At 44.2% G+C, this 12,494-nt stretch carries 11 protein-coding genes; 5 read left to right on the top strand and 6 right to left on the bottom strand.

Going from position 1 to position 12,494, the window contains the following annotated elements; all coding sequences use genetic code 11:
- Window positions 1–41: 41 nt before the first annotated feature.
- Together NSQ50_RS04790 and NSQ50_RS04785 are read right to left on the bottom strand one after the other, a co-directional pair.
- Window positions 42–2,396, bottom strand: coding sequence for a YhgE/Pip domain-containing protein (locus tag NSQ50_RS04790; protein ID WP_038568922.1), 2,355 nt, complete (start codon window positions 2,394–2,396; stop codon window positions 42–44).
- Window positions 2,397–2,609: 213 nt separating this feature from the next.
- On the bottom strand, window positions 2,610–3,185 hold the full coding sequence (locus NSQ50_RS04785; RefSeq protein ID WP_036676550.1) for a TetR/AcrR family transcriptional regulator: 576 nt from the start codon (window positions 3,183–3,185) through the stop codon (window positions 2,610–2,612).
- 266 nt (window positions 3,186–3,451) lie between these two features.
- Between NSQ50_RS04785 and NSQ50_RS04780 the strand changes: the two genes are divergently transcribed.
- Window positions 3,452–4,639 carry a UDP-N-acetylglucosamine--LPS N-acetylglucosamine transferase gene (locus tag NSQ50_RS04780; RefSeq protein WP_038568920.1) on the top strand — a complete coding sequence of 396 codons (1,188 nt, stop codon included), beginning with the start codon at window positions 3,452–3,454 and terminating at the stop codon, window positions 4,637–4,639.
- A gap of 67 nt (window positions 4,640–4,706) precedes the next feature.
- Here the strand turns inward: NSQ50_RS04780 and NSQ50_RS04775 are convergent, their stop codons facing one another.
- The 3 genes from NSQ50_RS04775 to thpR form a co-directional block, all read right to left on the bottom strand.
- The gene (locus NSQ50_RS04775) at window positions 4,707–5,390 is read right to left on the bottom strand and encodes a metal-dependent hydrolase (RefSeq protein ID WP_036676555.1); all 684 of its coding nucleotides are present in this window, start codon (window positions 5,388–5,390) and stop codon (window positions 4,707–4,709) included.
- A gap of 73 nt (window positions 5,391–5,463) precedes the next feature.
- Window positions 5,464–6,390 (bottom strand): cell wall hydrolase, encoded by a 927-nt coding sequence (locus tag NSQ50_RS04770; RefSeq protein WP_076141781.1) that lies wholly within the window; start codon window positions 6,388–6,390, stop codon window positions 5,464–5,466.
- A gap of 77 nt (window positions 6,391–6,467) precedes the next feature.
- Window positions 6,468–7,070: an RNA 2',3'-cyclic phosphodiesterase gene (gene thpR, locus NSQ50_RS04765; protein ID WP_076224383.1), complete on the bottom strand. Its 603-nt coding sequence runs from the start codon at window positions 7,068–7,070 to the stop codon at window positions 6,468–6,470.
- A gap of 89 nt (window positions 7,071–7,159) precedes the next feature.
- Here thpR and NSQ50_RS04760 point away from each other — a divergent pair, with 89 nt between their 5' ends.
- Window positions 7,160–8,116 carry a D-2-hydroxyacid dehydrogenase gene (locus NSQ50_RS04760; protein WP_036676562.1) on the top strand — a complete coding sequence of 319 codons (957 nt, stop codon included), beginning with the start codon at window positions 7,160–7,162 and terminating at the stop codon, window positions 8,114–8,116.
- Between the two features lie 78 nt (window positions 8,117–8,194).
- Entirely contained in the window at window positions 8,195–8,710 is a 516-nt protein-coding gene (locus NSQ50_RS04755; RefSeq protein WP_036676563.1) for a GrpB family protein, read from the top strand.
- Between the two features lie 75 nt (window positions 8,711–8,785).
- On the opposite strand, the gene NSQ50_RS04750 is transcribed toward NSQ50_RS04755, so the two are convergent.
- Window positions 8,786–10,195 carry a deoxyguanosinetriphosphate triphosphohydrolase family protein gene (locus NSQ50_RS04750; protein ID WP_036676565.1) on the bottom strand — a complete coding sequence of 470 codons (1,410 nt, stop codon included), beginning with the start codon at window positions 10,193–10,195 and terminating at the stop codon, window positions 8,786–8,788.
- A gap of 394 nt (window positions 10,196–10,589) precedes the next feature.
- Between NSQ50_RS04750 and NSQ50_RS04745 the strand changes: the two genes are divergently transcribed.
- On the top strand, window positions 10,590–11,225 hold the full coding sequence (locus NSQ50_RS04745; protein WP_305953520.1) for a polysaccharide deacetylase family protein: 636 nt from the start codon (window positions 10,590–10,592) through the stop codon (window positions 11,223–11,225).
- Window positions 11,226–11,291: 66 nt separating this feature from the next.
- Entirely contained in the window at window positions 11,292–12,287 is a 996-nt protein-coding gene (locus NSQ50_RS04740; protein ID WP_076224381.1) for a substrate-binding domain-containing protein, read from the top strand.
- Window positions 12,288–12,494: the final 207 nt, after the last annotated feature.

Here is a 12,494-nt window from a genome sequence, read left to right as displayed (position 1 = left end):
GAGACGCTTTTTTATACTTTTTTTTCAAAAAATCTATCAGTTTATACAGTCAAAACTTGTTCACTTTTCACTCCAACTTCATTCTCACGGCTACGAGTCATGAAGTAAGCGAAGGTAAGAGCAAGGAATCCAAGACCAAAGATTGCCAGGATACCTACATCTCCCCACATTGCACTGAAGTCACCTGTAGAAATTACTGCTTTAAGACCACTAACTGTGTAAGTCATTGGAAGCAGTGGATTAAAGAATTTCATCCAGTCAGGGATCAATTCAAGTGGGAATGTTCCGGCACTAGTTGTTAATTGGAAAATAAGAATAACGATAACAACGAAACGTCCCGGTTGATCCATCCAAGTAACAATCGCTTGAACTACCCATGTGTAAACTAAACTTGTTAAGAATGTAAATACGAAGAATAGCGGTTTACTTTGTACTTCCAATCCAAGTCCATACAATACAACCACAGCAGCCAGCATAGACTGGATAAAGCTCATGATTGTGAAAGTAAGCGTACGGCTAATGAAACGGTTCATACGGCTAGCACCAAGGACAGCCGAATCACGCATTGGAATAACAATTGTTGAAATCAAAGCACCTACAAACAATCCAAGGGATAGGAAGTAAGGAGCAAAACCTGTACCATAGTTCGGAACATGATTCACAACTTGATCCTCAACCACCACTGGTTGTGCGAACATTTCCATCATTGCATCTGTTTTGTTCACACTGCCTGTTTTTTCAGCAGCATCGCCAAGCTTAGTTGCCAGTTCTGTTGATCCAGATTTCAGATCATCCATACCATCTTTCAGCTCGCCTGCGCCATCAGCCAGTTTTTTCGAACCATCTGCTACAGCACTGATACCGGAACCTAGTTCGCCTACACCGCTTAACAGTTTTGTAGTACCATCGCCAAGCGCTTTACCGCCTTCAGCCAGCTTGCTGCCTCCAGCTGCAGCTTCTTTAAGCTTCGCACCAAATTGTTGCATCCCTGCATTCAGCTTATCTCCACCGGTTACAAGTGCAGATGCGCCTTGTGCCAGTTTTTGTTGTCCTGTCAAAAGCTGTGTGCTACCAGCATTTAATTGCTGTGCTCCATCATGCAACTGAGTTACACCAGCAGCTAACTGCTGTGAACCCGAGTGCAATTGAGTTGCACCTTGTGCCAGCTGCTCTTGCCCACTGTGGAGTGCAGTAGCACCCTGTGCCAGCTGCTCTTGACTTTGTTGCAGTTGCTCACTGCCTTGTGCCACAGCTGCACTGGCTGCCAGCAGCTTCTGTACCGCTGGATTTTGTGCCAGCTCAGGACTAGCCTGTGCCAATTGCTCCAATCCTTGAGCTACCGCTTTAGCACCCTCAGTTACCTTCGTGCTGCCTGCGGCGGAAGCTTGCAAACCTGCTTCCAGTTTCGCGCTGCCATCTACGGAAGAAGTTAAGCCTGCTTCCAGCTTCGCGCTGCCATCAACTAAAGATTGTGTTCCTGCTTGTAGTTTAGAAGTACCATCCACAGCAGACTGCGTTCCCGCCTGAAGCTGTGTTGCCCCTGTTACAGCTTGTTTCAAGCCGTCACTAAGTTGTTTACTGCCGGCAGCACTCTGTGCAACACCGTCTTGAAGCTGCGTATGTGCAGTAGACAGTTGTTGCAATCCGCTTGCCAACGTGGTTGATCCTGTTTTAAGCGCCGTAGCACCTGCATTCAAATCAGTCACGCCTTGTGTAAGGGGTTCTACACCATTTTGAAGTTTACCTGTACCATCTGTCAGTACAAGTAGATTATCTTTCAGCTTCAAGGCTCCGTCATCTAGCTTACCAGCGCCATCAGCGATCTTGGAGGCTCCATCTCCTGCTTCGCCCAATCCATCAGATACTTCTGTAATCTGATTGAATACAGACTCTACATAAGCTTCAGTTACTTTAGCAGATACTTTATTTTTAATTTCTGCTACAGCCGTACCACCGATTTGACCAGCCAAGAAGTTGTAACCTTCATTTGGCTCATAAATAATTTTTGCAGGCTGTGGTTCATCATCCATAAGAGTAGTAGCTTTAGCAGAAAAGTCTTCCGGAACAATGATCGACATATAATAAGTATTGTCTTTCATTCCTGCTTCCGCTTCTTCAAGGGAAACGAAGTTCCACTGGAAGCCGTCGGTTACCTTCAACTCTTCTATAAGATCATTACCGGCTTGTAGTTGCTTGCCTTCATAATTAGCGCCGACATCCTGGTTGACCACAGCAACCGGAAGCTCATTCATCTTGCCATACGGATCCCAGAATGCCTTCAGGAAGAATCCGCTGTACATCACCGGAATAAATAGGATAGCAATCATTGGAATTAGCACCTTCGGATTTCTAAGGGCTGCGCCAAGATCCTTGGTAAATACGGATAATGATTTCATTCTGGTTCTCTCCTTATGAGCTTATGCTCTCTTTAAAATGCTTTGTTTGCGAAATATTACGTAACACTAAGTGACTGTTTTCCCCATTCGGTCAATTCAGGGTATAAAAAAATGCCTCGCGGCTCTTTTTCAATGCCTAATCCATCTTGAGAATTGTTAAGGGAAAGCGAATCGAGTGAAGCTGAGAACGCCATCCCTGTCCTGAATCAACCCTTACTGTGCCAATCCTTCGGCGAGAAACAAATGAAAATACATCTTGATCTGTTCCTTGTCCAAGGGAGTATGTGTTTTATTCAGTTCAGCAGTCAATACAATATATAATCTGAACATGACTACCGAGACGATTTTGGGATCGCAAGGTTTGATTTCTCCCTGTTGGAGCGCTTGTTGCACCTCCCGTTCTAAATATTCTAAAACTACGTTCTCGATCTTCTCAAGTCCTTCTCCAGCCTGCGGCGTACCGAATTCGCGATTCTCCTGGGAAAGTTTTATGAATAGCTCCTGCTCACTTCGAAACTCAAGCAGAGCATCCAGCACACGATGCAAGTTGTCAAAGAAAGGTCTGTCTCGCCTGATCTCCCGCTCAGCAATCGTCTTCATTTCCATCATCATATCGTGCAGGATCTCGTCAAACAATTGCTCTTTGTTTGTAAAAAAGGTGTAGATGGTCCCCTTACCGACATTTGCAATCTTAGCAACCTGATCCATTGTAGTTGCCTTATAGCCAAATAATGAAAAAGATTTTGCTGCGGCCTGAAGCACCTGCTGTCTTCGATCCACCACTGCCACCTGTGCACACTTCCTTTCTCCAGAAAATATCGTCCCCGCTGACTTCTGACCATTTTACTAATCCGGTCAATTGGTCATTCACTACTTTATCATGTTGTTTTCTAGTTTGCAATACTTTGGGCGAACCTTTTATTTTTTTTATTTATTGCAGGGTTTTAACTTTCTATTTACGTCTTACTTGTATAATGTGAGTATAGTATAGATTTCCTAGTATAATTAGAAGAAGAAACGCATTTCTATAGAAAAGGAAAGTAGCAGGTGAACTTATGCGAAAGAAAAGAGTACTGCTGTTTTCGGAAGGCTTCGGTACGGGCCACACAGGAGCAGCCTATGCTCTGGCCGAAGGAATAAAGCTGCTGAATCCGGATGTCCAATGCCGAGTCATCGAGCTGGGGAAATTTCTTAACCCGACGGTCGCCCCTTGGATTCTTTCCGCTTACCGCAAAACAGTTAGCAGCCAGCCTAAGCTGGTCGGCATGATGTATAAGACACAATATCATAAATCATTGAACCCGTTGACTAAAATGGCGCTTCACCGGATTTTTTATACACATGCTTCACAGGTCATTGAGCAGCTAAAGCCTGATTTAATTATCTGCACTCATCCCATTCCGGCTGCGGTCATCTCCAGACTGAAACGTCGTGGACTACATGTGCCTCTGTATACATTAATTACTGATTATGATGCACATGGGAGTTGGGTAAATTCCGAGGTCAATCGTTATCTCGTATCTACCCCACGCGTCAAGTCCATTCTGACAGGCCGTGGGATCGCTCCAGAGCTAGTAACCGTCACTGGCATCCCAGTGCATCCAAAGTTCTGGGAACGCTCCAACAAGACGCTGCTACGCAAGGAGCTGGGATTGGCTGATATTCCAACCGTACTCATTATGGGCGGAGGATGGGGGCTGATGTTCGGCAAAGAGATTATGCATTCCCTCACCGCCAGAATGGATGATATTCAGCTCGTCTTCTGTATGGGCAGCAATGAGAAGCTAATCGCCAAAATGAAGTCCAATCCACTGCTCAATCATCCCAATGTTAAAATTCTGGGATATAGCAGTGAAATCAATAAATTGATGGATGCCTCAGACCTGCTGATTACGAAGCCTGGAGGCATGACCTGTACGGAAGGTCAGGCCAAAGGAATTCCAATGCTTTTCTATAAAGCTATTCCAGGTCAGGAAGAGAAAAACTGCCAATATTTCGTAGAGCTTGGGCTGGCAGAGGTGCTCGACTCGGAAGTAGTGAACAAATGGTTCACTATGATGCTTCGTGAATATTCAGTTCTGGAAGAGCAACGCAGACGACGTCTCGCTCCAGATAAACATCAACCGCAAAGCTGTGCGACTACTGTTCTGAAGATGTTAGGTAACCCCGTAAGCGAGGCAACTGAAATCAGAGGCACAAGAGCGCAAGCACGTAATGAAGAACCTGTGTGTATTACACCTTAAAGAATAAGCAGGCAGTCAGGGAATTTCCCCCGGCTACCTGCTTTTTTTATAATATAAATCGGATTGGTTAAATTTCTACGCTCTCACCAGCTTTAAGCGGAAAACCTTCTACACCCTCTTGATGCAGGCGATCGCAGAAATCAGCACCATCCTGAGCAATATCCGGAAATGTATTGTAATGTAGCGGGATCACTTTATCCGCCCGTAGCCAGCGTGCGGCCAGCAAGGCGTCATCCGGTCCCATGGTTAGCATATCGCCTATAGGAAGAGCTGCCAGGGCAATCGCATTCCTTTCTCCAATGAGGCGCAGATCGCTGAATAGTGCGGTATCCCCCGCATGGAAAATCGTCTTGCCCTCAATCGTCAACAAAATCCCCGCGGGTTGTCCAGCATAAATCCAAGAATCGCCCTCCTGAATGGATGAGGAATGAAACGCCTGCGTAAATTTCACAGTCATCCCTGCATAGGTATGACTACCACCTATATTCATGTGCTTAACCTGTGCACCCTTCATCCGGCAATATTCGGCAAGCTCAAACACCGCAAAGATCGGACAATCATTCTGCTTGGCAATTTCGACAGCATCTCCTAAATGATCAGAGTGGCCGTGAGTAAGCAGAACGGCATCAACGGAAATATCGGCAGGTGAAATACCGGAGTTCGGATTACCTGACAAAAAAGGGTCAATAATAACCTTCACGTTCCCCGTCTCTACCAGCAGAGCTGAATGTCCATAATAAGTGATTTTCATGGTTATCTTCCACCTCCAGATTCATATAGTTTAGTTTACCCTATATAGCGCTGAGGTTCACAGATCCACCAAATTATTTATAAAAAGTATGATTGCCAATAGTTTTAACATAAGTCTGTGAATGATGTACGGTCAGATCCTGTGCAAGTTTTAGCGACAAGAAAAAATAAGTATTATCGGGAACTTCCTTTACTCCGGAGAGTGCAGCATTCACCGCTTTAATACTATCATCGTTAGGCTTCACACGGTTAAGACGCCCGTTAGCTACAGGGCTGAACTGGCTCTTCTGATAAATAACTTTATATATCGTGTCGGGGAAATTGGCTGACCGCAGCCTATTCAGAACAACGTTGGCAACTGCCACCTTGCCCTTGTACGGTTCACCTTCCGCCTCTGCCATTACAATTTTTTGTAGCAGAAGCAGTTCTTCTTCGGATACAGCGTAGCGCCGGGTTGCTTTACTTTGCTGCTCCTGGCTTAATAGCTCTGTCCGAGAGAAGTACAATGTTGTGAGGGGATGTTTCTGAGAAGCCGAGGCTATCTTCGCTGTCGCCTGACTACTCTTTGTTGCTGTTTCCGCCAATTGCGACGCTTTTTGCGCAGCTGGCTTGGATTGTACTACATCAGCCTTCACCCGAATAATGGAAACGTTCGATGTGTTTTTTGTGTTTTTTTGTTTTATTTTTTTTACACTAAGCCATTCCACACCCTTCGCCGGTTTCCAAGCGGAACTTAAAAGACTGAATGTGTTATTAAGCTTATTGGCTTGTGTAACTTCAGTAATGCCCCTCGTAATGCTACTCGTTATACTAGACTTCGATTCATCTTGCAAAAGAGAAAGTACGGATGCACGGCTGGTGGATTGCAACTTATCCATCTGCACCCTGTCCATCTTCCCTTCCGCAACTTGTTCGGGTTGCAATAAGCTTATGGCAGAGAAACACACTAGTATAACGCCAACGAGCAACGCAATATAGCGGTTTTGTTTAAAAATTAACATGATATTCCTCCTATTTCACGGCACATTCCTATTGTATGTAACCGAAAACGGAAGCTTTGAAAACTTTATTATCGATTTTAAACTGTAAACTTTTCAATAATTTCATACATAGGAATGGCATACATTCTGGTAGCATACAACACAAAACTATCAATCGTCCAGTCTCTCTGATAGTTTTTTAGGTTCCAATCACCATCCAATTTCAGTAAGTTTTCCAGCAATTTATCATCATATGAATTTTTTCCCCGGTACTTTCGAGCCACGGTAAGATGCGGTTTATAGGCCCTGGATTCGCCTGAAAAACCTAATGGAAACGTCGCAGAATGCACTCTCGCAGCTAATTGATTTAATGCCTCTATTTCGCCAGAAGCCCCTATCCACAGGACTCTTGGGGAAGCTGGAAGACCAAATGTGTCCCATTTGTCCAAAGAGAGATTGAAGGGGCTGCCTTGACCCGCGATCTGCCTTAATGATTTTACTAAATCTGGAATTACGGTCTTGGGGGTATCTCCTAAAAATTGCAGGGTAATATGATAATCTTGCGGATTTGTCCATTTAGCAAATTCAAAATTTCCAGCTAGCTTTGAACATGCCTGCGCCACTATTTCTTGCAGCTCAGAAGGTAATTTCACAGCTAGAAAAAGCCGTTCTGATTCGTTCTCTGATACTTTAGTATTCATGGTCAATTTCACCTTCTCCAATAGATTTGGTATTCTTAACCTATAACATGATCCATATCCATTAAACCACAAAGTAGGAGGAACACATCATGACTAAGTCTATAGTATGTCTACAACCACTTACATCTCAGCAGCAGGAAAGGATCAAAGCGGCTGCCCCAGGCTATACATTCACACAAGGAGACGCCAAAAATCCAGATTTGCAGCTGCTTGCAGACGCAGAAATCGTAATCGGCTGGGCTAAAGGTATTTCGGATACACTCCTTCGCCCCGAGTCCTCCCTTCGCTGGGTTCAGTCCTGGTCTGCTGGTATTGAGAAGCTTCCTCTCGATCGTCTTAAGGAACAAGGAGTCCTGCTCACCAGTGGGAGCGGAGTTCATGCCGAGCCTATTTCTGCGGTAATCTTCGGGTTCATGCTTCTCTTCACACGTAATTTGCATACGGCTGTACGCAATCAGCAGAACCATATTTGGAAATCTGATGGCAGTGAAAGCGAGCTGTCCGGCAAAACAGCCGTTATAGCTGGAACTGGAGCGATCGGCAGTGAAACCGCCAGAATTGCTAAAGCCTTCCGGATGAAGACTATCGGTGTCAGCCGTTCCGGTAAGCCAGTCGCAGACTTTGATCAAATCTATACAACAGATCGTTTATCCGAAGCTGTAAGCCAAGGCGATTTCATCATCAATACCCTTCCTATTACCGATGAGACCAAGCATTTATTTAATGCCACCAGCTTCTCCGCGTTTAAAGAAGGCTCCTATTACATTAACATTGGCCGTGGCGCAACTACCGATACTGAGGCTCTGATCGATGCATTGAATCGCGGACAACTCCGTGGCGCTGGGTTGGATGTTTTTGAGACCGAACCCCTTCCGCAGGATCATCCGCTTTGGTCTATGGAGCAAGTAATCATCACTCCACACTCCGCTGGAATTACAGATCAATACGCTGACCGGATCGTTAATATTTTTACCGAAAATGTGAAGTCTTACTTATCATCAGGCACACCTTCTCTAAATCTTGTTGATTACGACCGGCAATATTAATAATATGCTTTACAAAACAAGAACATCTGTTCTATAATAAGAAAATCCAAAGTTATCCATAAAGAGAGGGTTAGTGAAATGAAGGTCACGGTCACAGAATTTAACGAGCAATGGAGTCTAATGTTCATTGAAGAAGCTCAGAAGATTAAAGACATCTTTGCTGATGCCCTCGTTGATATTCACCATATTGGCAGCACTTCTGTTTCCGGACTAAAAGCTAAACCAATCATAGATATAATGCCTGTAGTACGAAATATCGAAGCTGTAGATGAGTTCAACCAGCAAATGACAGCACTTGGTTATGAATGTATGGGTGAGTTCGGTATCAGTGGCAGAAGATATTTCAGAAAAGGCGGAAATAGCAGAACCCATCATGTTCATGTCTTCCAAATGGATAATAAGATAGATATCGACCGTCATCTGGCTGTAAGAGACTACCTTCGATCACATCCGGAGACGGTTAAACAGTACGGAGATTTGAAGGATACTCTTGCCAAACAATTCCCAGAGGACATTGCAGCTTATATAGACGGGAAAGAAGAATTTGTGGTTAATCTTGAAAGAACTGCATATGAGTGGTATTTAAATCAATAATCCTTATAAAAATAGCCCCTGCTGTTCATTTAGATCATCCTAAATGAACAGCAGGGACTACTTGTCTAAGAGCCTCTAATCCAAATCATAAATCGAGCCGACTTTCAGTCCGTACAGCTCATTATATATTTTCTCTGCAAAAGCATCAGTCATCCCTGCGATATAATCAATCACCATATGCTCCCAAGTCCAAATCGGTTTTGCCTGCTTCTGATCTTTCTCAAATCGCTGCAGCCAATCCGATGGAATAATGGCTTTAGAGGTCTGTGGATCCAAAAATGCTCCCCATAGACGGCGCAAAATCCACTCACTACGTTTCTGCAGCCGCTGCACACGCAAATCACGGATCATAGTAACCCACGCGAAGCTTTTCAGCACACTTACGGTCCGCAGCATATCTTCGTCTTCTTTTCCTTCCTTTATAAAGGTGACCTTCTTCCAGTCTCCATCTTGGATCACTCCCAAGCTGGCGACAAAGGTACTTACCCAATAAGCCTTAACTTCACGTCGAGTGCGGGAATAGTCATTTTCGCAGGTTGGCATTTTTTCCTTCCAAACCCGAAGAAATGAACTGAGCACTTCCTCGACCTTCGCGCGAATGCCTTCCTCTTCCCAGCCCTTCCAGAAGAAATCCTCGAGCGTGGTGATTTTCTCTACGATTAACCGCTGGATATAAGAATCATGCATAAAGTGTTCATGCACTTCAATCTTTCCGGCTTTAATCCCATCCTCCAGATCATGTGCAGAATAAGCGATATCGTCACAAAGGTCCATAAGCTGAGCCTCTAACGTTTTCTTACCTGCCGGTATTCCCCACTCTTTGCGGATCTCCGAAATATATCCCCATTCGTGAAGGTACATCCCCTTCTTCAGCGAGGTGCCGGGAAAAGGATACTTATTTATGCCTAGCAGCACAGCATCTGACAGATTTAGCCCATCAATATTCTCACGCTTCTCCAGAAACATAATCAGCCTATAATTGTGGGCATTGCCTTCGAAATGCTCATAACGTTGCTTCATCTGCTCATGGATCAGCAGGCGATCCACACCCGTTGCAACTGATTGCAGCGCAGCTTCGTTAGTTTTCTTTTCAATAAGCTGTTCCAAAATATTATCCAGCACTTCTTCCCCTTTATGTCCAAAGGGAGGATGGCCAAAATCATGAGCGATAGCTGCGCATTCCACTACCTCTGGATCTATAACAAGACCCGGATTCTCCGCCTTGGTGGTTTCCACTTCTGGATACGATCGCAGCAGACTTTTCGCCGCCTCACGAGCAATCTGTGCAACTTCAAGTGAATGAGTCAGACGCGTGCGGTAATAATCACCCGTCCCAGCCCCGAATACTTGTGATTTACCTTGCAGCCTCCGAAAAGTAGGCGAATGAATCAGGCGTGAATAATCACGCTCATAAGCAGCTCTCGACGTTTCTAGGCGGGTAATCTCCGGATACTGCCGGTGTTCTCTTTTTTCAATAAGTGTCATGTTCCCACCACCCTAACCAAATGTCTGTATATAGTACTTCATTATAAGGCATTTTCATAACAATTTTCACATCAAAATACAAAGGCTAATTTAATTATAGACGGTCACGTGGATAACTATGTAATCGTCAGAAGCCAAAATGAATCTCATAACCTGTACATGAAGATATAGTAGAAAGAAGAATGAGCACGAAAAAAGACTGGTTGCCTATACAAAACTGAAACTATGAATATACCGACCCCCAAAAAGAGCACTCTAAAATAAAAAAACAGGTGAAATGATGAAAACTTGCAGCAAAATTATGTTGATCACCCTTGCATTCTTTTTATGCTTCACGAACTCTGCTCTAGGTAGTCCAAGCAAAAACCGCGACTACTACGAAAAAAGAGGAGACATGATTTGGGAAGTACATACTAACCAAAAAGTGATTGCATTGACGTTCGACGACGGTCCTGACCCTTCTGAAACCGATCAAATCTTAAAGGTATTGAATCAATATCATGCGAAATGCACCTTTTTTGCGATAGGAAAAAGAATTGCAGCCTATCCAGAGGTAGCGAAACGAGTTATTGCTGAGGGGCATGAATTAGCTAACCATACCTACAATCACGTTTATTTTAAAAAACCTATTAATGAAGCACAATTTGAGCAGGAGCTAAGATTGACCGAAGAAGAGATTATAAAAGTCTCCGGTAAACATAGTTCACTGTTCAGACCACCAGGCGGCATGTATGACGAGACCTTAGTTGATCTGTCTAACAATATGGGCTTGAAGCCAATATTATGGTCCTGGCATCAAGATACTCGTGACTGGAATCGCCCAGGCGTGTACAGTATTTCGAACAAGGTCATTCGAAATGCACGTAATGGGGACATCGTTCTATTTCATGATCATGTGCACGGGCAGTCACAAACTAGAGAAGCTCTTAAAATTATTTTGCCGGAATTAGAAAAGAAAGGCTTTCGATTTGTCACTGTCTCTGAGTTGATCAAATTATCCAGTACACAGCAGGCGGGTAAACAACAATAGGCTAATTGCACAGGACTTCAAAATAGGGTAGTCTTGTCCTAATATGAAGTTCTGGAGGCTTTTGTCATGTCCGATAATACATCCTATACGACAGAGGAAATTGCCCGCTTATTAAAAATATCAAAATTAAAAGTATATGATCTAATTAAAAAAGGGGAGCTCCCCTCCTACCGTGTAGGAAAACAAATGCGCGTGGATCAATCCGATTTGGAAACCTACAAACAAAATACACGGAGTGGGGCGTCCACCGCTAATCCTACTACTATAATGGCCCAGACTCCACCAGCAATACCCTTGGCCTTTTCCGGTACAAATCCAGCTCAAATGCCAGCACAATCTCCCCACCTTAAAACTGTAGGACACAGCTTGGTGATTACAGGTCAGGATATGTCACTGGATATTCTAGCTACCTATTTGGAACGGGCTCTGCCTGAACGCCCTCTTCGTTCTTATGCCGGAAGTCTTGATAGCCTGATAGCCATGTATAAAGGGGAGTCGGACATTGTCAGCACACATCTGCTCGACGGGGATACTGGAGAATACAACCTACCCTATATCCGAAAAATACTCGTAGGATGCTCTTATGTTGTAGTTCGCCTACTTACCCGAAGTGCAGGATTTTATGTACAAAAAGGGAATCCCAGGGGTATTCATGAATGGTCTCACTTAGAGCAGAACGGACTCACGCTGATCAATAGAGAACGAGGTTCAGGTGCACGCGTATTATTGGATGAACAGCTTCGATTGCATGGCATTCCAGCAGCCAGCCTATCAGGCTATGAGAACGAGGAGAACAGCCATTTGGCAGTTGCCGGTAAAGTGGCCCGGGGAGAAGCAGATGTAGCCATCGGCACCGAGAAAGCCGCTAAGATTGTCGACGGTGTTGATTTCGTTCCTATGATTCAGGAGTGCTACGATCTGGTGATGATTAAAAAACCGGATCATGAGCAATGGATTGCTGCCGTGATTGATATTTTGCGTTCACCAGCCTTCCAGAGTGAGCTTGGGTCCATTCACGGATATGATCTCACGGAAACAGGGACGATAATTTATGAGACTTAATGGGTCACAGCAGAAGACGGGAGCATTATGCAGAAGCGTTTAACTGTATTTCGTACAACTATATTACTTCGAATAACTCGCAAATTAGATATAACTGTATTTGGTACACCTATTTCTCTTGATTTACTACCCCATAGGCGACTTTTCTAGTTTTAGTTGTATAGAATACAATTAAAGTTAGAACGATTCCTTATGCAGACGGAATAA

The sequence above is a fragment of the Paenibacillus sp. FSL R10-2788 genome (assembly GCF_038003885.1).
Taxonomy (GTDB): Bacteria; Bacillota; Bacilli; order Paenibacillales; family Paenibacillaceae; genus Paenibacillus_AQ; species Paenibacillus_AQ odorifer.
Note: the sequence above shows the minus strand (reverse complement) of the source record. Positions and strands in the feature narration are given on the sequence as shown.

What these genes read in the sequence shown, in the direction of transcription:
- NSQ50_RS04790 (WP_038568922.1), bottom strand. Translation starts at nt 2,396, where the DNA reads ATGAAATCATTATCCGTATTTACCAAGGATCTTGGCGCAGCCCTTAGA.
- NSQ50_RS04780 (WP_038568920.1), top strand. Translation starts at nt 3,452, where the DNA reads ATGCGAAAGAAAAGAGTACTGCTGTTTTCGGAAGGCTTCGGTACGGGC.
- NSQ50_RS04775 (WP_036676555.1), bottom strand. Translation starts at nt 5,390, where the DNA reads ATGAAAATCACTTATTATGGACATTCAGCTCTGCTGGTAGAGACGGGG.
- NSQ50_RS04770 (WP_076141781.1), bottom strand. Translation starts at nt 6,390, where the DNA reads ATGTTAATTTTTAAACAAAACCGCTATATTGCGTTGCTCGTTGGCGTT.
- thpR (WP_076224383.1), bottom strand. Translation starts at nt 7,070, where the DNA reads ATGAATACTAAAGTATCAGAGAACGAATCAGAACGGCTTTTTCTAGCT.
- NSQ50_RS04760 (WP_036676562.1), top strand. Translation starts at nt 7,160, where the DNA reads ATGACTAAGTCTATAGTATGTCTACAACCACTTACATCTCAGCAGCAG.
- NSQ50_RS04755 (WP_036676563.1), top strand. Translation starts at nt 8,195, where the DNA reads ATGAAGGTCACGGTCACAGAATTTAACGAGCAATGGAGTCTAATGTTC.
- NSQ50_RS04750 (WP_036676565.1), bottom strand. Translation starts at nt 10,195, where the DNA reads ATGACACTTATTGAAAAAAGAGAACACCGGCAGTATCCGGAGATTACC.
- NSQ50_RS04745 (WP_305953520.1), top strand. Translation starts at nt 10,590, where the DNA reads ATGATTTGGGAAGTACATACTAACCAAAAAGTGATTGCATTGACGTTC.
- NSQ50_RS04740 (WP_076224381.1), top strand. Translation starts at nt 11,292, where the DNA reads ATGTCCGATAATACATCCTATACGACAGAGGAAATTGCCCGCTTATTA.